Below are 23,884 nucleotides of genomic sequence, written 5' to 3' on the forward strand. Positions count from 1 at the left end.
GCGGCCGACGGTACGATGCCGTTCGTGAGCCGCACCGACGAACGTCCCCTGACGACCGGTCCCGACGGCTCGCCTCTGCCCGAGAGCATGTGGCAGGTGGCTCGTCGCGGTCGCTGGATCGCGATGCTCGCGCTGTCGCTGGTCATCTCCGGCATCTTCGCCTGGCTCGGCCACTGGCAGCTCGAGCGCAGCATCGAGAGCGGACAGGTCGCCAACCCGGAGACCGAGACGGTCAAGGTGCTGTCCGACGTGACCGAGCCGCAGACCCCGTTCTACGACAGGGTCGGCGGTCAGATGGTCAGCGTGACCGGCGAATTCGCGCCCGGCGACTTCCGCGTCATCTCCGACCGCGTCAACGACGGCGATCTGGGCTACTGGCTGATCGGACGCTTCGTCGACGACGCGAACGGGGCGTCGACGGCGGTGGCGCTCGGCTGGTCGGCCGACGAGTCCGACGCGACCGAGGCCGAGTCCGACGTGCCCGTGGGCACCGAGCTGACGCTGACGGGTCGGTACTCGCCGAGCGAGGCGCCCTCCGACGGCGACTTCGAGAACGGCCGCGAGACGGTCGTCTCGGTCGCGAGCCTCGTCAACGAGTGGGGCGACTTCGACGGCTCCGTCTACGGCGGCTACGTCGTTGCGGCCGACAGCTGGGGCGAGCTCGAGCAGATCAGCTCGCCGGCCCCGGCCTCCGACGTGTCGCTGAACTGGCTCAACATCTTCTACGCCATCGAGTGGGTCGTGTTCGCCGGCTTCGCGATCTTCCTCTGGTTCCGCCTCGTGCGCGACGCCTACGAGCGCGAGATCGACGAGGCCGAAGAGGCCCGCCTCGAGGCCGACGCGACCTCCTGACCCACCCGGCCCGCGCCTCCTCGGCGACTCTCGGGCCGGTCGCCCCCGAGTAGAATCGACGCCATGCCTCCCAAGCCCCGGCAACGCGACATCCCGAAGATCCCGGGTGCGGTCAAGTTCTACCGCGTCTCGGCGTACATCACCGGCGTGATGCTCCTGCTGCTCATCTTCGAGATGGTGTTCAAGTACACGCCCCTCCAGCTCGAGATGCAGCTCGGCGGCGAGGGCGGGTTCCTCGTGCCCGAGGGGTCCATCACGACCGGGTTCAACCTGTCGACGGCGATCCTCATCGCCCACGGCTGGCTCTACGTCGTCTACCTCTTCGCCGACTTCCGTCTCTGGAGCCTCATGCGGTGGCCGTTCTCGCGGTTCCTCATCATCGCGCTCGGCGGCGTCGTGCCTCTGCTCTCGTTCTTCGTCGAGAGCCACATGACCAAGCTGGCGCTGCGCGAGCACGCCGCGCTCGTCGCCGACAAGGCGGCTCGACCCGATCAGACCACCCCGAAGCCCCAGGGAGCATCCGCGTGACAGAAGCCACCGAGACCGCCCAGAGCCCCGTGCTCGTCGTCGACTTCGGTGCGCAGTACGCGCAGCTGATCGCCCGACGCGTGCGCGAGGCCAACGTCTACTCCGAGATCGTGCCGCACACGATCACCGCCGCCGAGATCGTGGCGAAGAACCCCGTCGGCATCGTCCTGAGCGGTGGCCCGTCGAGCGTCTACGAAGAGGGCGCACCGGGTCTCGACCCCGCGATCCTCGACCTCGACGTGCCCGTGCTGGGCATCTGCTACGGGTTCCAGGCCATGGCGAAGGCGCTCGGCGGCGAGGTCTCGCAGACGGGTCAGCGCGAGTACGGCGCGACCGACGTCACCCTCGTGCCGGGCGAGAGCACGCTGCTCTCGGGTCAGCCGCTCGAGCAGACCACGTGGATGAGCCACGGCGACTCGGTCTCGAAGGCCCCCGAGGGCTTCGACGTGCTCGCCTCGAGCGCCTCGACCCCGGTCGCGGCGTTCTCCAGCGACGCCCGCAAGCTCTACGGCGTGCAGTGGCACCCCGAGGTCAAGCACTCGTCGTTCGGTCAGGCCGTGCTCGAGAACTTCCTGCACCGGGCCGCGGGCATCCCCGCCGACTGGAACAGCGGCAACGTCATCGCCGAGCAGGTCGAGCGCATCCGTGCGCAGGTCGGCACGTCGCGCGTCATCTGCGGGCTGTCGGGCGGGGTCGACTCGGCCGTGGCCGCGGCGATCGTGCACGAGGCCGTCGGCGATCAGCTGATCTGCGTGTTCGTCGACCACGGTCTGCTCCGTGCCGACGAGCGTCGTCAGGTCGAAGAGGACTACGTCGCCTCGACCGGTGTGCGTCTCGTCACGGTCGACGCCGAGCAGCAGTTCCTCGACGCGCTGGCCGGGGTCACCGACCCCGAGCAGAAGCGCAAGATCATCGGCCGCGAGTTCATCCGCAGCTTCGAGGGCGCTGCCGAGGCGCTCGTGCTCGAGGCGGCGGCCGAGGGCGAGTCCGACGTGAAGTTCCTCGTGCAGGGCACGCTCTACCCCGATGTGGTCGAGAGCGGTGGAGGCACGGGTACGGCCAACATCAAGAGTCACCACAACGTCGGCGGCCTCCCCGAAGACCTGCAGTTCGAGCTCGTCGAGCCGCTGCGCACGCTCTTCAAAGACGAGGTCCGCGCCATCGGCCGTGAGCTCGGTCTGCCCGAGGTCATCGTCGGTCGCCAGCCGTTCCCCGGGCCCGGTCTCGGCATCCGCATCGTCGGCGAGGTGACGCACGAGCGTCTCGAGCTGCTCCGCGCAGCCGATGCGATCGCCCGCGCCGAGCTGACGGCCGCCGGTCTGGACGACGAGATCTGGCAGTGCCCCGTGGTGCTGCTCGCCGACGTCCGCTCGGTGGGCGTGCAGGGCGACGGCCGCACCTACGGTCACCCGATCGTGCTGCGCCCGGTGTCGTCCGAAGACGCGATGACGGCCGACTGGACCCGCCTGCCGTACGACGTGCTGGCCCGCATCTCGAACCGCATCACGAACGAGGTCGACGGCGTCAACCGCGTCGTGCTCGACGTCACGTCGAAGCCGCCGGGCACCATCGAGTGGGAGTGACGCGCGACGTCGCTCTCATGGTCTGACCGGTCGCGTCCGACCGGCCCGGAGACGCCCCTCACGTTCGCGTGAGGGGCGTCTCCCGTGTGGCCCCCGTGGCGCGTCCCGTGCCGGGGCGGGCGTGCCGGGACGGGCGTGCCGCTCGGCTCGAGTGGTCAGAAGATGCTCTTCGTGGGCCCTGGAACGACATCTTCTGACCACTCGATGACGGGGTGAGCGCCACACACGAGCCCCGCGCGTTCCCGCACGACTCACGCGAAAGCGGGGCCCGCTCCTCTCGGAACGAGCCCCGCCGTGGGTGCAGCCGTGTCGCCTAGTCGTTGCCCCGCAGGATCGCGAGCATGCGCAGGATCTCGACGTAGAGCCAGATCACGGTCATGACGATGCCGAAGGCGGCCGACCAGCCGTAGATGCGCGGGGCGCCGCGCTCGACGCCCGTCTTGATCTGGTCGAAGTCGAGCACCAGCGAGTACGCGGCCATCAGGATGACGACGATGCCGATGAGGAACCCGATCGGGATGCCGAAGATCTCGCCGCCGCGGAGACCCCACGGGTTGTTGTTCGCGCCGAAGGCCATGAGACCGAGGTTGAGCAGCGAGAAGAGGCCGTAGCTGACCATGCCGATCATGAAGATCTTCGTGGCGCGCTTCGACGCACGCACCTTGCCGCTCTTGAAGAGCAGCAGGGTGACGGTGAACACGGCGGCCGTGCCGAGCAGCGCCTGGGTGACGATGCCGTCGAACTGGTTCTCGAAGATCACCGAGATGCCACCGACGAAGAGACCCTGGGCGGCTGAGTAGGCGAGCACGAGACCGGCCGACGGCTTCTTCTTGAAGATGTTGACCAGCGCGAGCACGAAGCCGGCGATGGCGCCGACGATCGCGAGCGCCGGGACGAACCAGCCGACCGCGGCGCCGACGAGCACGACCGCGAAGGCGAGCAGCGTCTTCGTGATGGTGTCTTCGTAGGTCATGCGGTCGGTCTGCGACGGGCCGGCCGAGGGCTGCGTGTAGAGGTTCTGCAGCTGCTCGGCGGTCATGCCGTCGTACTCGACGGGGCGCTGGCCAGCAGCGGCGCCGGCCTGCTGCTGCCGGATCACGGCAGCGCCCTTCTCAGAGAAGGCCGGCGACTGACTGAAGCCGGGATTCGAGAATGCCATCAGGATCCTTGTCTTGGTGATCGTGTCGGCCGCCGAGGGACTCGTCGACCGTTGGTCAACCGTAACGGTTGGTTTGTCTCGGATGGCTGGGGATACGCCTGATGAGAGCCGTATTCGCGCCGAGCGAACATGCAGTTCGTGCACCGTTCACGCGGCGACGGTCGGAAGCGACCGGGACGTCGAGGGAGGCGCGCTACCGTGGCCGCGTGACCCCCGTCCCGCTCGTCATCGCCCACCGCGGAGCCAGCGGCTACCGCCCCGAGCACTCCGAGGCCGCGTACCGCCTGGCCGTCGAGCTCGGAGCCGACGCGATCGAGCCCGACATCGTGGCCAGCCGCGACGGGGTGCTCGTCCTCCGGCACGAGAACGAGATCTCGGGCACGACCGACGTCGCCGACCGCCCCGAGTTCGCGGATCGCCGCACGACGAAGCGCATCGAGGGCGCCGACGTCACGGGCTGGTTCACCGAGGATCTCACCTGGGCCGAGCTCTCGACCCTGACCGTGCGCGAGCGGCTGCCCGAGTTGCGTCCGCGCAGCGCCGAGCACGACGGGACGGGACGCATGCTCCGCCTGTCCGATCTGCTGCGCCTCCTCGATGCCGCTGACCGGCCCGTCGGGCTGGTCGCCGAGATCAAGCACGCCGCCTACTTCGAGTCGATCGGGCTGCCGCTCGACTCGCTCGTGGCCGACGAGCTGCGGGCGGCGGGCTGGGCGGGCGACGAGCGCCTCACGATCGAGAGCTTCGAGCGGACCGTGCTCGACCAGGTGCGGGCCCGGGGCGTCGGCGCGCGCTACGTCTACCTGCTCGAGAAGCGCGGGGCGGCGGCCGACCTCGTCGCGAGTCTGGGCTCGGCCGCGCCGACCTACGCCGAGCAGCTCGACGAGGCGTCGCTCGCGGGCCTCGCGGCCGACGGTCTGCACGGCATCAGCCTCGACAAGACGACCCTGATCGACGCCGACGGGTCGACCGACCCCCGGGTCGTCGACCGGGCGCACGCCGCGGGGCTGCAGGTCTTCGCCTGGACGCTGCGGGCCGAGAACGCCTTCCTGTCGAAGGCGCACCGGGGCCCGGGCGGGCGTGCGGCGCAGGGGCACCACGCCGACGAGTTCCGTGCCCTGATGACCCTCGGTCTCGACGGGGTCTTCGCCGACCAGCCCGAGCTCGCGATCGCCGTCCGCGACGTGCTCTGAGCGGCCGACCGAGGCCGGGGAGCCGAGGAGGCGCGGTGCCCGTCCCCCTGCACCGCACCTCCTCGGCCCCACTGTCGGTGGCCCCGTTTAGACTGACCCGGACATGACGATCGTGCTCGACCCCTCAGACCCCACCGGTGCCGCCGGCGACCCCTTGACGGCCGGGCTCAACCCCCAGCAGAAAGAAGCGGTCGAGTACCGCGGGCAGTCGCTGCTGATCGTGGCGGGCGCGGGCTCGGGCAAGACGAGCGTGCTGACCCGCCGCATCGCCGGGCTCATCTCGTCGCGCGAGGCCTGGCCGAGTCAGATCCTCGCCATCACGTTCACCAACAAGGCCGCGGCCGAGATGCGCGAGCGCGTGGCCCACCTGGTCGGGCAGGCCGGCGAGGGCATGTGGATCTCGACGTTCCACTCGGCGTGCGTGCGCATCCTGCGGCGCGAGGCCGAGCAGTTCGGCTTCACGAAGTCGTTCACGATCTACGACTCGGCCGACTCGCGGGCCCTGCTCAAGCGCATCCTCAAGCAGCTCGACGCCGACACCCTCGGGTTCACCGTCAGCCAGGCGTCCGGCAAGATCTCGAAGCTGAAGAACGAGCTGACCGACGTCGAGACGTACGCGCGCCAAGTCAACGCGGGCGACCCGCAAGACGTGATGTTCCTCGAGATCTTCCGCCAGTACACCCGCGAGCTGCAGCGGGCGAACGCCTTCGACTTCGACGACCTCATCGCGCAGACGGTGTTCCTGTTCCGGGCGTTCCCGCATGTGGCGGCGACGTATCAGCGGCGGTTCCGGCACATCCTGGTCGACGAGTACCAAGACACGAACCACGCCCAGTACGCGCTGATCCGTGAGCTGACCCGGCCGGTCGATCCCGAGCTGGTCGACGAGCTCGAGCGCGGCGGGCAGTTCGTGCAGACGATGCGCGACGGCAGCGGGCGGATCCCCGGGGCGTCGTTGACGGTGGTCGGCGACAGCGACCAGTCGATCTACGCGTTCCGCGGCGCCGACATCCGCAACATCGTCGAGTTCGAGCGCGACTTCCCCAACTCGAAGGTCATCCTGCTCGAGCAGAACTACCGCTCGACCCAGAACATCCTCGACGCGGCGAACGCCGTCATCGCCAACAACTTCGACCGTCAGGCCAAGAGCCTGTTCACCACGGTGGGGGCGGGCGAGAAGATCGTCGGCTTCACCGGGTACACCGGTCACGACGAGGCGCAGTTCGTCGCCGACGAGATCGCGGCGCTGCACGAGGCGGGCACGGCCTACAAAGACGTCGCCGTGTTCTACCGCACCAACTCGCAGACGCGAGCGCTCGAAGAGATCTTCATCCGATCGGCCATCCCCTACCGGGTGCTCGGCGGCACGAAGTTCTACGAGCGCGCCGAGATCAAAGACGCGATGGCGTACCTGATCTCGGTCGCGAACCCCGCCGATCCGATGGCGCTGCGTCGCATCATGAACGTTCCCAAGCGCGGCATCGGCCCGGCGACCGAGACCGCGTTGCAGCGGTGGGCCGACACGAACGCGGCCGAGGCGCCGACCCCGCTCCGCGACGCGATGCGCAACGCCGACCAGCTGGGGCTCGGCCCCAAGGTCACCGGGGCGATCCGCGGGCTGGCGACCCTTCTCGACGAGGTGCAGAAGACCGCGGCGACGGCCCCGGTGCACGAGATCCTCACGGCGCTGATCGAGGGCAGCGGTCTGGTCGAGGTGCTGCGGGCGTCGCGCGACCCGCAAGACGAGGCCCGAGCCGAGAACATCGACGAGCTCGTAGCGGTCACGAAAGAGTTCCAGAAGAACAACCCCGACGGCACGCTGCTCGACTTCCTCACCGAGGTCACCCTCGTCGCGGCGGCCGACGACCTCGACGACACGAGCGGCACGGTGTCGCTGATGACGCTGCACACCGCGAAGGGGCTCGAGTACGAGGCGGTGTTCCTCACCGGTGTCGAAGAAGACCTCCTGCCGCACCGCATGTCGGCGAGCGAGCCGGGTGGGCCGGCCGAAGAGCGGCGTCTGTTCTACGTGGGCATCACGCGGGCGCGGCAGAAACTGTTCATCTCGCTGGCGATGACCCGCGCGCAGTTCGGCGAGGTCAACGTGGCGATGCCGTCGCGCTATCTGCAAGAGATCCCCGTCGAGCTCATCGACTGGAAGCAGTCGCCCGGCATGGCGAACGGTCGCGGCGGCACGCAGCCGCGGGCGCTCAACGCACGACGCGAGGGTGCAGGCGGCGGGGGCGGTCTCGGGGGCACGCCCCGCGCTTCCGGCGGGTACGGCGGCGGCAGCTACGACCGGGCGACGGCGGCCTCGAAGACGAAGCCGAAGACCGAGTGGGCCAACCGGGTCACGGGCACGGTGCGCGACAACGGCGACCTCGAACTCGAGACGGGCGACCGCATCTCGCACATCGACTTCGGCGAGGGTCGCGTCATGGCGGTCACGGGGGTCGGCGCTCGCCGCATCGCCGAGGTGCTGTTCGACTCGGCGGGTCGCAAGAAGCTGCTGATCAAGGTCGCACCGATCACGAAGGTCTGATCACCGCCGAGTCCGCCGGCCCTCGCGTCGAGGTCTGAGGCAGAGGGCCGGGTGGTCGGCGGACGACACGGACCCGGTGCTCGCCCAGCACGAGCACATCGCGACTGACGATCTTCACCGGCACCGCCGGGACCAGCGCCGATACGCTCTCGCCGCCCCGCTCGAGGAGCGTACCGTTGCCGGAGTCGAGGTCCTCCGCCCAGACCGACCCGTCGGGGCGGGCCATGACGCGGAGGTGGCGACGGGAGATCGATCGCGTCGGGTCGTCGATCGCGACCAGTTCGTCGCCGGTCGCCCCCGTCGGACGCCTCCCGATCACGATCGGTCGCCCTCCGATCTGCACTCGCGAGCCATCGGGCAGCTCGAGATCAAGGTGGCGGGGGCGGAGCAGCGTCGTGTCGAGGTCGTCGACGGGCTGAGGGGCGGCGGCGGGCGTGGGTGCCGCCGGCCGTGGTGCGGGGGAGGGGGTCGAGGGATCCGGCTGTCGCGCGGAGGTCGAGAGCGGGGCTGGAGCCGGGGTCGGAGTCGGGACCGGTGTCGACACCGGGGCGCTGGCCGACATCTGCGCGAGGCCCGGCGTCGCCGTCGTCTCCAGCGGAAGGTAGGGCAGCCGGACGACGCGCGAGAGCAGGCCCTGCTCGCGCAGTCGCGCTGCGCTCTCGGGGGTGAGGAGGTCGGTCGGCGTCACCGGGGATCCCCTGCGCCGGCTCTTCGTGTTCTTCCCTCGACCGGAACGCACTCGAGACTCCTCTGTGGAAAACAAAACGGTCTACTTACCCTATGTGACATATTGGAGTCCGTCGCCCAGCCGGGGCGGCTCCGACCGAGAGAGATCACTCATGGCAAACGTCACCGTCACCTACGACGACCTCCGTACCCAGTCCACGCAGCTCCGCAACGGCCAGCGGGCCATCGAAGACCAGCTCGGGCAGCTGAAGTCGCAGATCGCGAACCTCGTCTCGTCGGGCTACGTGACCGACAAGTCGTCCAAGGCGTTCGACTCGACCTACTCCGAGTTCACGACCGGTGCGACGACGACGATCGCCGCGCTCGAGGGCCTGGCCGGGTTCCTCGAGAGCGCCGCCAACGCGCTCGAGAGCACCGACGCGCAGCTCGCCAGCAGCCTGGGCTGACCCGACCGACCACCCCGTGGCCGCCCCGACACGGCCGGGGCGGCCACTCTGACGAGAGGAGACCGGCATGGGGCGATCGACCCTGACGGTTCGCGGCAGTTCGCTCGAGGCGCTGTTCTCGACACTGACCGTGATCAAGAGAGAGCTCGAGACGGCGGACGGTTCGGCGGACGAGGCCGCCGACGCCTGCGGGCACGCGGGCCTCGCAGAACGCGTGAGGTCGTTCTCGACCGAGTGGAACGACGTGAGGCGCGGCCTCTCCGAGTCGCTCGGCGACCTCGGGCGTTCGGCCGGGGCGTTGGCCGACGGCTTCTCCGAGGTCGAGAACCAGCTGGCCGGCCAGTTGGCGGGGCGCCGCTGATGGCGGGCGAGTTGTGGGCGATGCCGGTGGCGCCGGTGTCGGGCGATGCGGGCCGGGTCGTGATGATGGCCGACCGGTTCGGATCGACGGCCGAGTCGATCCGGTCGGCGGCACGGTCGCTGCGGGCGCTGGACGACGGCGGGTCGTCGAGTGACGCGGTCGATGCGTTCTTGGCGAAGGCGGGCGTGCTCGCCGAGCAGATGGGTCGTGCGGAGGGGCGCTACGAGGCCGCGGGTGATGCTCTGGTGGCCTATGCGCGGGTGCTGTCCGTGGCGCAGGAGTCCGCGGATCGTGCTCTCCGTCAGTACGAGTCCGCGGTCGACGACCACGAGTTGAATCATCGACAGGCGGAGAGATTCCGCGGGGAGGCGATGCTCGAGCCCGACGAGCTGTCGAAGCAGTGGTTGGAAGACCAAGAGCGGCTGCACCGGTCGAGAAGCGACGACGCGAGGAGGCGCGTGATCGATCTCGGGCGGGTGGTCGACGAGGCGCATGCCGAGGTCGCGGCAGCGGCGACCGTCGCGATCTCGCGTTTCGACGGCGCGAGCGGCGACGGCCTGCGCGACTCGGTCTTCGACGACATCGGCGGCGCCGTCGGCGTCGCCTACGACGGCTTCCAGACCTGGATGGAAGACAACGACGCCTGGATCTCGGTACTCCTTGAAGGCCTCGAGTTCGTCAGCGTTGCATTATTGCTGCTGGCGCCGCTCGTTCCGCTAGCCGGCGTGCTAGTTGCGGGGATTGCCGTCATCGTCTTGGTGGCGACTGCGGCGAGGGCGTTAGCTGGAACGGGTTCCTGGGTAGACGTCGCCGTCGCCTTGTTCTCCGTCGCCTCGTTTGGTACTGGTGCCGTTCTCGGCAAGAGTGCAGTAAGTGGTGTCAATGCACTCAAATCGTCCCGTGTCGACCAAATTACTCGTGCTGGTTTTGACGCCCCTCTTGCCCAAGCCTGGGTGAAACACATGTGGGCCCGTGCAGATCCGGGGATCATGAATAAGAATCTGCTCCTATCGCTAGGTGACCCGTTAGGTGCGCAAATAGCGCGATTCATAAGGCCTGCGACGATTCCAGGAGTTCTGGACGATCCACGGGTGGTCGCAACGGTTTTGGCCCGGTTGCAAGCTATGCGCCTCGTGCAGGTATCCAACTACGGGGTTGCCACCGCCGACCAGATGGGTGCCTTTGATGCGCTCAAGCACCGATTTCCTCCAAGGGTCATTGGGGGAGCGAAGTGGTGAGAGGGTACTCGCTGGCATTTGACTCGAGGGAACTCCCTTCTAGGTGGGTTCCTTTCCAGATCTTCCTATATTTCATGGCTCCAAGCACTGTTCTTATAGCCCAAGGTATTTACCTTTCGTATACCGTTCTATCGCTTGGTTGGAAGCAGGACGGAAGAAGAAGTAGCGGGTCAAGGGTTTTTGACCCGTCCCCTGACTGGCCACCCTTCGTCGCTCCAGGCTGGATTTTTCTGCCATCGATGGTGATCGTCGTCGTCGGTCTGCTAATGCTCTTCGTCGGCCCAAAGGATGGCCCCTTGAATGCTCATCCCTACTTGATCCCCTTCATTTGGGGAGCGAGCGCCTTGGCGCTGGTGCACTATTCGGTGATTTTCGACTACGCGGAGGGGTGGCCGACATACGTCATCTACTTCGCGGCGGTCATGGGCTTGTGCTCCGTGGTCGGGTTCGCGGCGGCGGTGGTCCGGAGCGTGCGGGAGCGGGCCGAGCGGCGGCGTGAACAGGCGGTCGAGGCATGAGCCGGGCGTTCGTGCATCGCTCGGTGAGTGGCGCGGCGCGGTCGTATTCGCTCGTGCTGCCGGCGGGATTCGTCCATGTGGGCGGGTCGTGGTCAGCCGACACCGCTCTCGCCGAGGTCGTCGGTCAACTCGGGCTGGAGGGTGACGACGAGCGCGACTTCCGGAGGCAGGCTCGCCCGCTACTCGACGTCATCCCTCCGACGCAGAGCGGATTGCGGTTGCTCGACAGCTACGTCCTCGCAGGCACCTGGCCGGGCACCCGCATCTCGGCCACCATCACGTGCGGGGTGGCGGACGTGCCAGACGGCACGGACCCGGACGACACGCTCATGGCGCAGGCCGCCAGGCACAGCGGATCGATCACGGCGGTCGCCGGAGAGCCGGCCGTCTTCTGGACGGACGGCGGCGACGTCGTCGCCCCTCCGCGCCTGGAGAGGACCGTCACCGTCCTGCGCCGCAGGACGACGCTCAGCCGCATCCACGGTCTCGCCTCACATCTCTTCGTCGTCGTCGCCACCGTGGGCAGCGACGACCACGAGGCCGTCGAAGACCCGGATGGGAGCATCGCAGACGCCCTCTCCGACCTCCTGGTCGCGATCGTCGAGAGCATCCGGTGGCGAGACCAGGACGGCAGCACCATCACGGACCGGGCCACAGCGTGACCGGTTCGCCGCACCGAACGACTCACGACCCCGCAAGGAGAACCGGCATGACCGACGTCGACACCAACGGCGACACCCACGACGTGCTCATGGGCTACGACCCCTTGCTCTGGGTCGCCCTGCCCCAGAGCTGGCCCTTCCAGGAGCACGCGACAGCCCAGTCGTGGGTCGACACCACGCTCCACGACATCCGAGGACGATCCGCTTCAGTGACCCGTTCCGGGCTCAAGCACCTGCGCCGGGTCCTCGAGCATCTGGCGCAGATCCCTCGCGAGGGCGAGTCGCACTACCTCTTCGCCCCGTCGATCGACGAGCTGGCGGGGCCGCTCCGGGTGCAGTACGGATTCTGCGACGGAGAACGGGAGACCACGTTGCGGCAGCTCGTGCTCGAGACCGATCTGGACCAGATCGAGCCGCCCCTCCTCGAAGCATTCTCGACTCCCGACCTCGGCGACGGGTGGCGCGGAGTCCGCTTCGCCGAGCACGAGGGCGCGCTCGAGGCGGCCGTCGTCTACTCGTTCCGTGTCGAGCCCTACGACCTCCGAGTCACCCTCCACATCGGACCTCCCGAGCAGACGAGCACGCTCGTCGCGTTCAGCGACGACTTCGTCCAGGGCATCAGCGTGGTGCCCGCCGAGTGAGGATCAGCGCCACCGTCAGACACGAACCGTCTCAGCAGACCACCGACTTCGTCTGGGAGGCGGAGCCAGGCACCACCCTGGCGGCGATCGTCGGGCACGCCGCGAGCCGCCTCGGCGTCGACGCGGCCGAAACGCAGCACATCCACGTCGACGGCGAGCCGGTCGACCCGCGCCGCACCGTCGAGGAGGGGGCGATCGTCGACGGCGCGGTGATCAGCTTCGGAGCGCCGCCGAGCGTCCCGCGGGTACCGGACGACCTGCCCACCGTCCGCATCGTGGGCGGACCGGGGGCGGGCACGGTCTTCGTCGTCGACCCCGGAGTCGTCGTCATCGGGCGGGGCAGCGGGTCGACGGTCGTCCTCGACGACCCTCTCGCGCCTCCTCTCGCGGCCGCCCTGACACTCGACGGGGCCGGGCGCTTCAGCATCACGCCGGCCCAGGCGACGGAAGACGGTTCGAGCACGACCGCCGACGACTCGACCGACGCCGAGACCGACGGTCTCGCGTCCGTGTACGTCGACCGGCGTCGGATCACCGCGCCCACCGACCTCGACGAGAGCAGCATCGTGACGATCGGCGCGACCCTGCTCGCGGTGTCGGGGGCGGGAGGCGCCCGTGCGGCCACCAGCCCGACCGACGGCGGCGGATACGTCGACTACGCCCGGCCGCCGCGACTGCTGCCGGACGACCCGCCGACGGTGTTCCGCTACCCGCCAGAACCGCAGCCCCCGGCACGTCGCCCGCTCCCCATCGTCGCCGCCGTCGCGCCCCTGATCATGGCCGTCGTGATGGTGCGCCTCTTCGGCAATCTCGGCTTCCTGGCCTTCGGACTCATGTCGCCGGTCGTGCTCGTCGGCAACCACCTCTACGACCGCCGAAACGGCCGCACCTCGCATCGACGTCGACTCGCCGAGCACGAGGCGACGAAGGCCGCCATCGCGGACGACGCCTCCGCCGCCGTCCGACAGGTCGAGGCCCACCGGCGGCTCACCGCGCCCGATCCGGCGACGGTCCTCGACATCGCCATCCGTCGCCGCTCCCGGCTGTGGGAGCGGCGACGCGGTCACGCCGACCACCTCTCCCTCCGGGTCGGAACCGCCGACATGCCCTCCGGCGTCACGGTCGAGGACCCCGCCGAGCTGGAGCACCGGCGGATCGTGTCGCGGCCGGCCCGCGACGTGCCCGTGAGCATCGCACTCGGCGAGCACGGGGTCGTCGGCCTCGCCGGACGACCCGACGACACCCGGGCGCTCGCCACCTGGTTCGTCGCCCAGCTCGGCGTGCTGCAGAGCCCCCGCGACGTCGAGATCGTCGTGCTCACCGCCCCCGAAGGGCGCGAGGCCTGGGCATGGCTGCGATGGGTGCCGCATGCGCGGACCGACGCGGGCGGAGACCGGGCCATCCGCCTCGCGGTCGAGTCGGGGGGTGTGGCAGGCCGACTCGCCGACCTGGGCAAGCTCGTCGACGCCCGCCGCCGAGTCGAGCGGCAGGGCCACGGTCGGCAGGCCGTCGCCACCGGCCCCGATGTCGTCGTCGTCATCGACGGCGCGCGGCGGCTCCGCACCCTGCCCGGGCTCGTCCCCCTCCTCCGCGACGGACCGGCGGTGGGCATCCTCTCCATCTGCCTCGACGCCGACGCCCGGTCGCTGCCCGAGGAGTGCCTCGCCGTGGTCACCTGCTCTCCGACGGGACACACGGTCGCGGTCGACCGCGCCCCCGTCGTCGAGCGTGTGCGCCCCGACCGTCTGCCGGTCGGATGGGCCGACGCCGTGGCCCGAGGCCTCGCCCCGTTGATCGACGTGGGGGACGAGGACGACGCGGCCGGTCTGCCCTCCCGATCGCGCCTCCTCGACGTCCTCGACCTGACCGAACCCACGGCGGCGAAGGTCCAGGCGCGGTGGAGCGCCCGAGGCCCCACCACCGAAGTCGTCGTCGGCCACGGCATCGACGGACGCTTCTCGTTCGACCTGCGCACCGACGGGCCGCATGGACTCGTGGCGGGGACGACCGGGTCGGGCAAGTCCGAGCTGCTGCAGAGCATCATCGCGTCGCTCGCGTCGTCGAACACACCCGACTCGATGACGTTCGTGCTCGTCGACTACAAGGGCGGCGCGGCCTTCCGAGACCTCGCGGCCCTGCCGCACACGGTCGGTCTCGTCACCGATCTCGACCCCCACCTCGTCGAACGGGCACTCGAGTCGCTCGGGGCCGAGCTGCTGCGACGAGAGCATCTGCTCGCCGAAGCCGGCGCGAAGGACATCGAGGACTACCTGGAGGTGCGAGACAGGAGCGCGCGACCCGTCGTGCTGCCGCGCCTGGTCATCGTGATCGACGAGTTCGCGAGCCTCGCCCGCGAGCTGCCGGACTTCGTCACGGGGCTCGTGAACATCGCCCAGCGGGGGCGGTCGCTCGGGGTGCACCTCATCCTCGCGACGCAGCGGCCGACGGGTGTCGTCACCGGCGACATCCGCGCCAACACCAACCTGCGCATCGCCCTCCGCATGACCGATGACGCCGAGAGCACCGACGTCATCGATGCCAGGGACGCGGCCGCCATCTCGAAGTCGACCCCCGGGCGGGCCTTCGCCCGACTCGGGGCCGGAGCCCTGCTGCCCTTCCAGGCAGGCAGGGTCGGCGGCAGAGCCCCCGGAGCAGCGACCGTGTCGGAACGACCTCTCTGGGGCGCCGTCGTCGCCGACTCGTCGATCGGCGGCCCGCTGCCGACACCCCCGCAGGAGGCGCGGGTCGTCGACGCGGACGAGACCGACCTCGTGCAGCTGGTCGCCGCCATCGCCGAGGCCGTCGAACGGCTCGGGCGCCCCGATCCGCACCGCCCCTGGCTCGACGCGCTGCCCGAGACCATCACCCTCGACGAGATCCGCCGCGCGCACGCCGTCGCTCCGACGGCCGGCGGCCGCCTCGCCGCGTTCCCGTTCGGACTCGAGGACCACCCGTCGAGTCAAGCTCGCCGACCCGCCACGTTCGACCTCGAGCACGACGGCCACCTCTACATCGTCGGGGCGCCGCGGACCGGCCGGTCGCAGGTGCTGAGGGCGCTCGCCGCCTCGATCGCCTCCGGGGCGTCGGCCGCCGACGTGCATCTCTACGGTCTGGACTGCGGCAGCGGGGCGCTGCTGCCGATGGTGAAGCTGCCGCACGTCGGCGCGATCGTGCAACGCACCGAGACCGAACGAGCCGCGCGCCTCCTCTCGCGGCTCGTGGGGGAGTGCCTCCGGCGACAGGAGGTCCTGGCGGGCGGCGGGCACGCCGGCGTCGTCGAGCAGCGCCGGGCCGTCGAGCCGTCCGACCGGCTGCCGCACATCGTCCTGATGATCGACCGTTGGGAGGGTTTCGTCGGAGGGCTCGGGGATCTCGACGGCGGGAGACTCACCGAGCAGGTCACGCAGCTGCTGCGGGAGGGGGCGAGCGCGGGGATCCACGTGATGGTCACCGGCGACCGTCAGCTCGTCGCCGGACGGTTCTCCACCCTCGTCGACCGCAAGATCGTGCTCCGGCTCTCGGACCCCTCCGACTACTCGCTCGCCGGTCTCGACATGCGACGGATGCCCGAGCGGATGCCCGAGGGAAGAGGCGTCGTGGCCGGCACCGGGGTCGAGCTGCAGATCGCGCTCATCGGTCGAGACCCGTCGGGACAGGCCCAGGCCGACGACCTGACACGGATCGGTGCGGAGGCGACGACCCGCGACGCGGGCTCGGGCCGACGACCGTTCCGCCTCGACCGGCTCGAAGGGCCGCTCCGTTACGACGACGCCATGAGTCGTCGTCGACACGGCTCGACCGCACCCGGCGGCGACGGCATGTTCGCGCTCGTCGGCGTCGGCGGCGACGATCTCGAGGCCGTCGGCCCCGACCTCGCGACGGGCGCGGGGACCTTCATGGTCGGCGGCCCGGGCCGCAGCGGGCGCAGCACCCTGCTGTTGTCGGTCGTGCGGTCTCTGGTCGACGGCGGCGCGGAGGTCGTGGTCGTGGCACCCAGGCCGTCGCCGCTCCGCGAGCTCGAGACCGGTCACGGGGTGCTCGCCGTCGTGACCGGGGCCCGCCCTCGGGAGGAGGAGCTGGCGTCGTGGTTCGACACCGCGCCTCCTCGGCGGGTGCTCGTCGTGGACGACGCCGAGCTGCTCCGCGATGCACCGGCTGCCGCCTGGCTGTCGTCGTTCGTCATGTCGTGCTCCGATCGGGGTCAGGGACTGGTGGTGGCGGGGACGTCGTCCGAGCTGGGCTCGGGTTTCTCCGGCTGGCTGGTCGACGTCAGACGGAACCGCTGCGGAGCCGTGCTCAGCCCGCAGCAGGCCGTGGACGGCGACGTGATCGGCGCGGCACTGCCGAAGAGCTCGCTCGCGGCCCGCCTGCGTCACGGTGTCGCCCTCGTGAACCTGGGCGGAGGCGAGCTGCTGCAGGTCCGGGTCCCGTGGGGATGACGGGGGAGCTGCGGTCGGATTCGGAGCCTGAGGGCGGGTCGAGGGGCGGACGGTCGAGGGGCGGACGTTCGGTGCCCGCCCCTCGGTCTCAGCAGGGTGTCATCGCCCGTCGTCCACCGCGGGGAGATCATCGTGGTCGAGGGGCGACCGGGCTCGGCCACGCAGGGGGCCCGCGACGAGGGCGATCAGCACCAGGAGCAGTCCGGTGCCCACCACCCCCGCGGCGAGACCGGCGATCCGGATGCCGTCGGGGCCGCCGGTGAAGGCCAGCTCCGTCTCGGGTGTCGGCTGCGGTTCGGGCTCGACGACGGCCGGGGTGATCGGCTCCTCGGGGATCTCGGGCACCTCGGGTGCGACGACCGAGACCATCTCGGACTCGTACACGAGCGAGTCCTCGAAGGCCGGGATGACCTGCAGGCCCGACTCGTCGGGTGTCGACCCTGTCGAGGTGAGGACGAACACGTACGTCCCCGGTTCGTCGACCGACACGCACGGCGACTCGTGCCGTCCGTCGCCGTCGATCGTCGTGACGACACGGCCCGCGAGCAGAGAGGGGTCGAGGTCCGCCAGCGGGCCGACGTCGTCTCCTTCGGAGAGCACCTGCTCGACCGGGAACGGCCCCACGAGGTACGACTCGACGTCGAAGGCCTCGACGGCGGGGTTCATCCCCGAGACGAGGAGCGCGTCGCTGACGCAGGTGCCCGTGAGCACCTGCTGCGGACCGACGACCTCGGTGGCGATGGTCGGCGACCACGGGACGAGCGTCGTCTCGGTGGCAGCCCCGAAGACCGACCGCCACGGGCGCAGCCGATCGCGCCCGGCGCCGGCCGGGGTGTCGGCCGGATCGATGGTCTCGACCCAGGTGTAGTAGCCGCCCGAGGGCAGCTCGCAGCCCGGGGTGTCGTAGGTGCCCGGTCCGTCGGTGATGACGAGTTCGACTTCGCACACCCGCGGCGCGTCGTCCGGCCACTCGGCGCTCTCGACGACGGGTGCGGCGAAGGGGCCCATCAGCGTGCTGCGCACGGTGATCGGGACGGGCGCCCATCGGCCGCCCGCGTCGTAGCGCCCCCATTCGGCGAGCAGGCCGTCGCCGGGTTCGACCGCGAGCGTCAGCTGGTCGGTGAGCACCGTGCCCGTCTCCGCGACGGCATCGCTCGTCATCGTGGACACCCGGGGCTGGAACGGGAGCGGCGACCTCGACTCGGTCGACGCGCTGCCGGCGGCGGCGACCGAGGTGCCTCCCGAGAAGAGGATCATCTGCGAGCCGACGGCGCTGCTGCCGACCGTCATGATGCGCCCGTAGGGGAGGCCCGTGAACTCCGCCTTCGCCTTCACCGTGACGACCGGGGTCGTCGCGGTCGTGCGGAACGCCAGCGTCTCGCCGTTGCGGGGGGTCGCCGTCGGCCGGCCGTCGGCGAAGACGGCGCCCTCGAGCGTGATCGTGCCGCGGTGCGTGGGCCCGAGCCTGGTCGGCCCGCCGGCCACCCGGTCGACGGTCAGATCGCCGCGGACGGACCCCGTGCCGTCGTCGCGCAGGTCGAGGGCCACCGTGCCGGCGACCGACCGCGAGGCGGCGGCGGTCGCCTCGGCGAGCATCTCGTTCGCCCGCTGCAGCACCACGGGCCACTGGTCGTTCGCCCGGCCCGCGTAGTAGCGCTGGTCGTGCCCGTTGAGCCCCGTGATCGTCCAGACCGCCAGCTGTCCCGCAGCCGCCGTGTTCGGGTCGCTCGTGCCGGCCCAGGTGCGTGCGATGTAGGCGAGGCGGGCGTGATCGGCGGTCGACACCCCGAAGACGTCGGCACCCGTCTCGGTGACGTACTCGTTGCCGATCGGCGACGACTTGCCGGCCTCCAGGCAGAACGCCTGGCGCCCGTCGGGCAGTCGGTAGGTGCCGAGCCACGAGGCCCGGTCGCCGTTCCACAGATGGCCGGTGCCCAGTCCGGTCGGGGTGATCGCCGATGCGGGCAGAGCGCCGAGCAGCGTGGCGCCGAGGATGCTCAGCACCAGCAGGAGGGCGGTCGGAAGTCGTCTTCGTGGGGCCCGCGAGGGGGCGTTCGTGGATGTCATGGGACGACGATGACGGGACGGGCGGGCGTGCCGACGCCGCGCCTCCTCGGCCTGTGGACCGTGACGGGGCGAGCCTGCCGGGGGAGGGCGCGGATGGGGAGGCTGTGGAACGACGGACGCCCCCGTCGCGCGGTGGCGGCGGTGGCGTCCGGTGGTTCAGGAGGCGCGCTCAGTCGGTCTCGTCGAGGTCGATCTCCTCGTCGGCCAGGTCGTTCTCGGCCGCGTCGGGCGATCCCTCACGGGGTGCGCCGCCGGTCGGGCCGTCATTGCCCTCGCCGACGCCGGGGAAGACCGTCTCGCCGGCGACGGCGTCGTTGGTCGCGATCTGCTCGGACTCGGCGAACTCGTCGGCCTGGTCGTAGGGCTTCTCGCCGGAAGCCGCGGGGTTGCTGGTGTCGCTCATGATGGATCCTCTCGGGAGTTCGCGGGATGCGGATGGGGCGGTGGTCAGGCGAGGCCGAGCTGCTGCTGCAGGCCCGCCTCGTCGGTGGCCCCCCAGCGCTCGACGAGCATGCCGTCGTCGTCGAAGCGGCCGACCTGGATGCCGCGGACGGTGAAGCTCCTGCCCGTCGGCTCATGCCCCTGGAACGGACCGGTGTGAGTGCCCGAGATCGTGAAGACGGCGGTGACGTGCTCGTCGTCAGCGACGAGGGTCTCCACCGCGAGGTCGACGTCGGGGAAGGCCGTGAAGAACTCACCCCAGAAGGCCTTGATGCCCTCGACGCCGGCCGGTGCGCCCGGGGCGGGGTCGTGATCGACGACGTCGGCGTGGAATCCCTCACCGAGTCGATCGACCTGCCGCGCGGTGAGGATCTCGCCGATCAGCTCCTGGGTCTTGATGTTCTTCTCTTTCGCCATCGTCGGCTCCGTTCCTGTCTCGTGTCTGGACTCCCGTCTACTCCTCCCCAGAGCGACGGACGGGCGGGTGCTCACAGGTCGCCCGACGGTTCACGTGCCCGTCAGGGCTCGGCGCTAGGCTGACCGGGGCTCGTCGCCACGACGTCCAGACCGTTCGACCAGGTGGCGACCGGCCTCCGCCGACACGTCGGCACGACCGAGCGAAGCAATGGCGCAGCGATGCGGATTGGAAGAACAGCGTGGATCTTTTCGAGTACCAGGCCAGAGACCTGTTCGAGCAGTACGGCGTGCCCGTGCTGCCCGGCATCACGGCCGACACCCCTGAGGAGGCGCGGGCCGCGTCCGAGAAGCTGGGCGGCGTGACCGTCGTCAAGGCGCAGGTCAAGGTGGGTGGCCGTGGCAAGGCCGGCGGCGTCAAGGTCGCCAAGACCCCAGACGAGGCCGAGGCCGCCGCGCGCGACATCCTCGGGCTCGACATCAAGGGCCACGTCGTCAAGCGGGTCATGATCGCCGGCGGCGCGCAGATCGCTCAGGAGTTCTACTTCTCGGTGCTGCTCGACCGGGCCAACCGCTCGTACCTGTCGCTCTGCAGCGTCGAGGGCGGCATGGAGATCGAGCAGCTCGCCGTCGAGAAGCCCGACGCGCTGGCCCGCATCGAGGTCGACCCCCGCTCGGGCATCGACCTGGCGAAGGCCACCGAGATCGCGAAGGCCGGTGGGTTCCCCGCCGAGCTGATCGAGAAGGTCGCCCCCGTGCTCGTCAAGCTCTACGCCGTCTACGAGGGCGAAGACGCGACCCTCGTCGAGGTGAACCCCCTCGTTCTCACCGAGCAGGGCGACATCGTCGCCCTCGACGGCAAGGTCTCGATCGACGAGAACGCCGACTTCCGTCACCCCGGCCACGCCGAGCTCGAAGACGCCGATGCGGCCGACCCCCTCGAGGCCAAGGCCAAGGCCGCCGGCCTCAACTACGTGAAGCTCGACGGCGAGGTCGGCATCATCGGCAACGGCGCCGGTCTCGTCATGTCGACCCTCGACGTCGTCGCCTACGCCGGCGAGGCGCACGGCGGCGTCAAGCCCGCTAACTTCCTCGACATCGGCGGCGGAGCGAGCGCCGAGGTCATGGCCGCGGGTCTCGACGTCATCCTCGGCGACGCCCAGGTCAAGAGCGTCTTCGTCAACGTCTTCGGCGGCATCACGGCCTGCGACGCGGTCGCCAACGGCATCGTCGCCGCCCTCGGCATCCTCGGCGACACGGCCACCAAGCCGCTCGTGGTCCGCCTGGACGGCAACAACGTCGACGAGGGTCGACGGATCCTGGCGGAGGCGGCGCACCCGCTGGTCACCGTCGTCGCGACCATGGACGAGGCTGCCGACAAGGCCGCCGAGCTGGCTTCGAAGTAAGGACTGAACAGAACAATGTCGATCTTCCTCAACAAAGACAGCAAGGTCATCGTCCAGGGCATCACCGGCGGTGAGGGCACGAAGCACACCGCTCTCATGCTCAAGGCCGGCACCCAGGTCGTCGGCGGGGTCAACGCCCGCAAGGCCGGCACCACCGTGACGCACGGCGACGTCGAGCTGCCCGTGTTCGGCACCGTCGCCGAGGCCGTCGCCGAGACCGGCGCCGACGTCTCGATCGTCTTCGTGCCCCCGGCCTTCGCCAAGGACGCCGTCGTGGAGGCCATCGAGGCCGCCGTGCCGCTCGTGGTCGTCATCACCGAGGGCATCCCCGTGCAAGACGCCGCCGAGTTCTGGGCGCTGGCCAAGTCGAAGGGCGGCGCGACCCGCATCATCGGACCGAACTGCCCCGGCATCATCACGCCCGGCGAGTCGCTCGTCGGCATCACCCCGGCCTCCATCTCGGGCGCAGGCCCCATCGGGCTCGTCTCGAAGTCGGGCACCCTGACGTACCAGATGATGTTCGAGCTGCGCGACCTGGGCTTCTCGACCGCCATCGGCATCGGCGGCGACCCGGTCATCGGCACGACGCACATCGACGCCCTCGAGGCGTTCGAGGCCGACCCCGACACGAAGGCGATCGTCATGATCGGCGAGATCGGCGGCGACGCCGAAGAGCGGGCCGCCGAGTACATCAAGGCGCACGTCACCAAGCCGGTCGTCGGCTACGTGGCCGGGTTCACCGCCCCCGAGGGCAAGACCATGGGTCACGCCGGCGCCATCGTGTCCGGCTCGGCCGGCACGGCTCAGGCGAAGAAGGAGGCCCTGGAGGCCGCCGGGGTCAAGGTCGGCAAGACGCCGAGCGAGACCGCCGCACTCCTGCGCGAGGTGTACGCGGCTCTGTAGGGCGACCCGCGCCTCCTGAACGGGCGTGTCCGTCGAGACCGGGTGGTCGTCATGACCCGGAGCCGACGGACACGCCCGTTCGGCGTCCGGCCAGGGCGAGCGCTCAGGGCGAGGCGCTCGGAGAGCGTCGGGGGCTGCCGGTACAGTCGACCTCGATGAACCGCCCTGCAACCGCCGCCTTCGCCGCGCTCGAAGCCCTGCTCGTCGTCGGCATCGGCGTGGGGCTGCCGGTCGCGATCACCAGCCTGCTCTGGGCGTTCCAGTACGGACTGCAGCTCGACTGGATCATCTTCTGGCGCGCCTCGATCGACACCTGGCTCGTGGGGCACGGGGTCGACGTGACCCTGAGACTGGGCGGTGCCGCCGCCGAGGCGACGGGGGTCGCCGGGGCCGACGCTCCCATCCACCTGACCATCGCGGCCCTCGGGTTCTCGGCCCTGACGGTGTTCTTCGGCGTCCGCGCCGGTCGTGCGATCGCCGAGACCGAGCACCGCGTGGTCGGCCTGCTGACGACGATCGGCACCTTCGCGCTGCTGTCGACGGGCCTGGCCGCCACCGCCCAGCACGAGCTCGCCTCGCCGTCGCTGTGGCAGGCCGTCGTGCTGCCGCCGCTCGTCTACGCCGTGCCCGTGCTCGCGATGGCCGAGATCACCCGCCGTCGCCGCGGAGAAGACCCCGGCGCGATCGCCTCCTCCGTCACCCGCCTCGTCGTCCGCGCACCGCTCGTCGCCCGCCTCGTCGCAGCCGGGGGGCTGCGGGCCGGCGTCGCCATCGCGTCCGTCGTGGTCGCCTGCGCGGCGGTCGTCGTCGCCCTGCTGCTGCTCACGCACTTCGCGCAGATCATCACGTTGTACGAAGGCGCCCACGGGGGTCTGCTCGGTGGCCTCGCGCTGACGATCGGCCAGCTGGCCCTGCTGCCGAACATCGTGGTCTGGGCCGCCTCGTGGCTCGTCGGCCCCGGGTTCGCCCTCGGCACCGGGTCGGGCATCTCGCCCCTCGGCACCTCCGTCGGGCCGCTGCCGGCTCTGCCGTTCTTCGGCGCGTTGCCGACCGCCGATCTCCCCTTCGCGTTCGTCGGGCTGCTCGTTCCCGTCGTGGCCGCCTACGTCGTCACGACGCTGCTGCGCCCGAGACTGCAGGCAGCCCTCTCCGCGGCCGGTGTCGACGACACCCTGCGGCGGGTGCTCGTCGGGGTGACCGCCGGCGTCGTGGCCGGTGTCGCGCTCGGGGCGGCGGCGTGGGCGTCGGCCGGGTCCGCCGGGCCGGGGCGCCTCGTCGACGTCGGGCCCAACCCCTGGGCGGTCGGCGGCTTCACCGCGCTCGAGGTCGCCGTACCCGCCGTCCTGGCCATGATCGTGACGCCGCCTCGGTTCGTGACGGGCGGGGGTCTGCCGACCCGCGCCTCCTCGGGGGGCGCACGCGATGCGGGGTCTACGGCGGCGGCTGCGTCGTCGCGCGGCGCCGGGTCCGCGGGCCGCTCTGCAGACGAGGCGGCGCGCGCACCTCGCGAGTTCGGCACGCCACGTCCCGGCGAGACCGCAGGAGGCGCGGCGACGGCGACCGGCACCGGCACGAGCGTCCTCGCGCCCGGGTCCGTATCAGGCGACGAGACCGAGACCGTCGCCGACGACGCCATGGTCGCCGGCTCACGGGGTGACCGCGACCGCGGCGGAGACGAGCCCGACCCCGACGGCGATGGTGCTGATCGCGACGGCGACCGCGACGACCGCGGCGACGATCCCGACGTCACGGGCCGGATCGACGGCATCACCCGCTGACCCCTCGCCGGGTTCGACCCGGGCAC

Annotated in this window: 20 protein-coding genes; 15 read left to right on the forward strand and 5 right to left on the reverse strand. The window is 70.6% G+C overall.

All coding sequences use genetic code 11. From position 1 onward, the window contains the following. Positions 1-24 precede the first annotated feature (24 nt). The 3 genes from ACZZY9_RS10545 (at position 25) to guaA (ending at position 2,963) form a co-directional block, all read left to right on the forward strand. A complete protein-coding gene (locus ACZZY9_RS10545; protein ID WP_463464025.1) occupies positions 25-852 on the forward strand; it encodes an SURF1 family protein in 828 nt (275 codons plus the stop codon). Between the two features lie 63 nt (positions 853-915). Then, positions 916-1,380, forward strand: coding sequence for a DUF3817 domain-containing protein (locus ACZZY9_RS10550; protein WP_192061072.1), 465 nt, complete (start codon positions 916-918; stop codon positions 1,378-1,380). Then, positions 1,377-2,963, forward strand: coding sequence for a glutamine-hydrolyzing GMP synthase (gene guaA, locus ACZZY9_RS10555; RefSeq protein WP_463464026.1), 1,587 nt, complete (start codon positions 1,377-1,379; stop codon positions 2,961-2,963). The genes ACZZY9_RS10550 and guaA overlap by 4 nt, the downstream gene beginning before the upstream one ends. 313 nt (positions 2,964-3,276) lie before the next feature. On the opposite strand, the gene ACZZY9_RS10560 is transcribed toward guaA, so the two are convergent. Continuing rightward, positions 3,277-4,122, reverse strand: a complete 846-nt coding sequence (locus ACZZY9_RS10560) for a Bax inhibitor-1/YccA family protein (RefSeq protein ID WP_192061074.1) — start codon at positions 4,120-4,122, stop codon at positions 3,277-3,279. Positions 4,123-4,328: 206 nt separating this feature from the next. Between ACZZY9_RS10560 and ACZZY9_RS10565 the strand changes: the two genes are divergently transcribed. Then, the gene (locus ACZZY9_RS10565) at positions 4,329-5,315 is read left to right on the forward strand and encodes a glycerophosphodiester phosphodiesterase family protein (RefSeq protein WP_463464027.1); all 987 of its coding nucleotides are present in this window, start codon (positions 4,329-4,331) and stop codon (positions 5,313-5,315) included. Positions 5,316-5,418: 103 nt separating this feature from the next. Then, the gene (locus tag ACZZY9_RS10570) at positions 5,419-7,857 is read left to right on the forward strand and encodes an ATP-dependent helicase (RefSeq protein ID WP_463464028.1); all 2,439 of its coding nucleotides are present in this window, start codon (positions 5,419-5,421) and stop codon (positions 7,855-7,857) included. Here the strand turns inward: ACZZY9_RS10570 and ACZZY9_RS10575 are convergent. After that, positions 7,844-8,545, reverse strand: coding sequence for an FHA domain-containing protein (locus tag ACZZY9_RS10575; RefSeq protein ID WP_463464029.1), 702 nt, complete (start codon positions 8,543-8,545; stop codon positions 7,844-7,846). The two genes, ACZZY9_RS10570 and ACZZY9_RS10575, sit on opposite strands and share 14 nt — an antisense overlap. 151 nt (positions 8,546-8,696) lie before the next feature. Here ACZZY9_RS10575 and ACZZY9_RS10580 point away from each other — a divergent pair, with 151 nt between their 5' ends. The 7 genes from ACZZY9_RS10580 to ACZZY9_RS10610 all read left to right on the forward strand — a co-directional run bounded on the left by ACZZY9_RS10580 (position 8,697) and on the right by ACZZY9_RS10610 (position 16,849). Next, positions 8,697-8,990, forward strand: a complete 294-nt coding sequence (locus ACZZY9_RS10580; RefSeq protein ID WP_192061078.1) for a WXG100 family type VII secretion target — start codon at positions 8,697-8,699, stop codon at positions 8,988-8,990. A gap of 67 nt (positions 8,991-9,057) precedes the next feature. After that, the gene (locus ACZZY9_RS10585) at positions 9,058-9,351 is read left to right on the forward strand and encodes a hypothetical protein (protein ID WP_463464030.1); all 294 of its coding nucleotides are present in this window, start codon (positions 9,058-9,060) and stop codon (positions 9,349-9,351) included. Continuing rightward, on the forward strand, positions 9,351-10,589 hold the full coding sequence (locus ACZZY9_RS10590; RefSeq protein ID WP_463464031.1) for a putative T7SS-secreted protein: 1,239 nt from the start codon (positions 9,351-9,353) through the stop codon (positions 10,587-10,589). The genes ACZZY9_RS10585 and ACZZY9_RS10590 overlap by 1 nt, the downstream gene beginning before the upstream one ends. 239 nt (positions 10,590-10,828) lie before the next feature. Beyond that, positions 10,829-11,107 (forward strand): hypothetical protein, encoded by a 279-nt coding sequence (locus ACZZY9_RS10595; protein WP_463464032.1) that lies wholly within the window; start codon positions 10,829-10,831, stop codon positions 11,105-11,107. Beyond that, positions 11,104-11,769, forward strand: coding sequence for a hypothetical protein (locus tag ACZZY9_RS10600; RefSeq protein WP_463464033.1), 666 nt, complete (start codon positions 11,104-11,106; stop codon positions 11,767-11,769). The genes ACZZY9_RS10595 and ACZZY9_RS10600 overlap by 4 nt, the downstream gene beginning before the upstream one ends. A 47-nt stretch (positions 11,770-11,816) precedes the next feature. After that, positions 11,817-12,410 (forward strand): hypothetical protein, encoded by a 594-nt coding sequence (locus ACZZY9_RS10605; RefSeq protein ID WP_463464034.1) that lies wholly within the window; start codon positions 11,817-11,819, stop codon positions 12,408-12,410. Further along, on the forward strand, positions 12,407-16,849 hold the full coding sequence (locus tag ACZZY9_RS10610) for an FtsK/SpoIIIE domain-containing protein (RefSeq protein WP_463464035.1): 4,443 nt from the start codon (positions 12,407-12,409) through the stop codon (positions 16,847-16,849). The genes ACZZY9_RS10605 and ACZZY9_RS10610 overlap by 4 nt, the downstream gene beginning before the upstream one ends. Positions 16,850-16,948: 99 nt before the next feature. Here ACZZY9_RS10610 and ACZZY9_RS10615 read toward each other — a convergent pair whose 3' ends face one another. From ACZZY9_RS10615 to ACZZY9_RS10625, 3 genes are all read right to left on the reverse strand, one after another. After that, positions 16,949-18,916 (reverse strand): thioester domain-containing protein, encoded by a 1,968-nt coding sequence (locus ACZZY9_RS10615; protein WP_463464036.1) that lies wholly within the window; start codon positions 18,914-18,916, stop codon positions 16,949-16,951. A 169-nt stretch (positions 18,917-19,085) separates the two neighbouring features. Continuing rightward, the gene (locus ACZZY9_RS10620; RefSeq protein ID WP_192061086.1) at positions 19,086-19,319 is read right to left on the reverse strand and encodes a hypothetical protein; all 234 of its coding nucleotides are present in this window, start codon (positions 19,317-19,319) and stop codon (positions 19,086-19,088) included. Positions 19,320-19,363: 44 nt separating this feature from the next. Then, complete coding sequence (locus tag ACZZY9_RS10625; RefSeq protein WP_243214540.1) at positions 19,364-19,774, reverse strand: ester cyclase; 411 nt, start codon at positions 19,772-19,774, stop codon at positions 19,364-19,366. A gap of 239 nt (positions 19,775-20,013) precedes the next feature. Between ACZZY9_RS10625 and sucC the strand changes: the two genes are divergently transcribed. The 3 genes from sucC (at position 20,014) to ACZZY9_RS10640 (ending at position 23,858) form a co-directional block, all read left to right on the forward strand. Next, a complete protein-coding gene (gene sucC, locus ACZZY9_RS10630) occupies positions 20,014-21,177 on the forward strand; it encodes an ADP-forming succinate--CoA ligase subunit beta (protein WP_192061088.1) in 1,164 nt (387 codons plus the stop codon). 15 nt (positions 21,178-21,192) lie between these two features. Then, entirely contained in the window at positions 21,193-22,080 is an 888-nt protein-coding gene (gene sucD, locus ACZZY9_RS10635; RefSeq protein WP_192061089.1) for a succinate--CoA ligase subunit alpha, read from the forward strand. 155 nt (positions 22,081-22,235) lie between these two features. After that, a complete protein-coding gene (locus tag ACZZY9_RS10640; RefSeq protein ID WP_463464037.1) occupies positions 22,236-23,858 on the forward strand; it encodes a cell division protein PerM in 1,623 nt (540 codons plus the stop codon). Positions 23,859-23,884: the final 26 nt, after the last annotated feature.

It is taken from the genome of Frigoribacterium sp. AC394 (assembly GCF_979258095.1).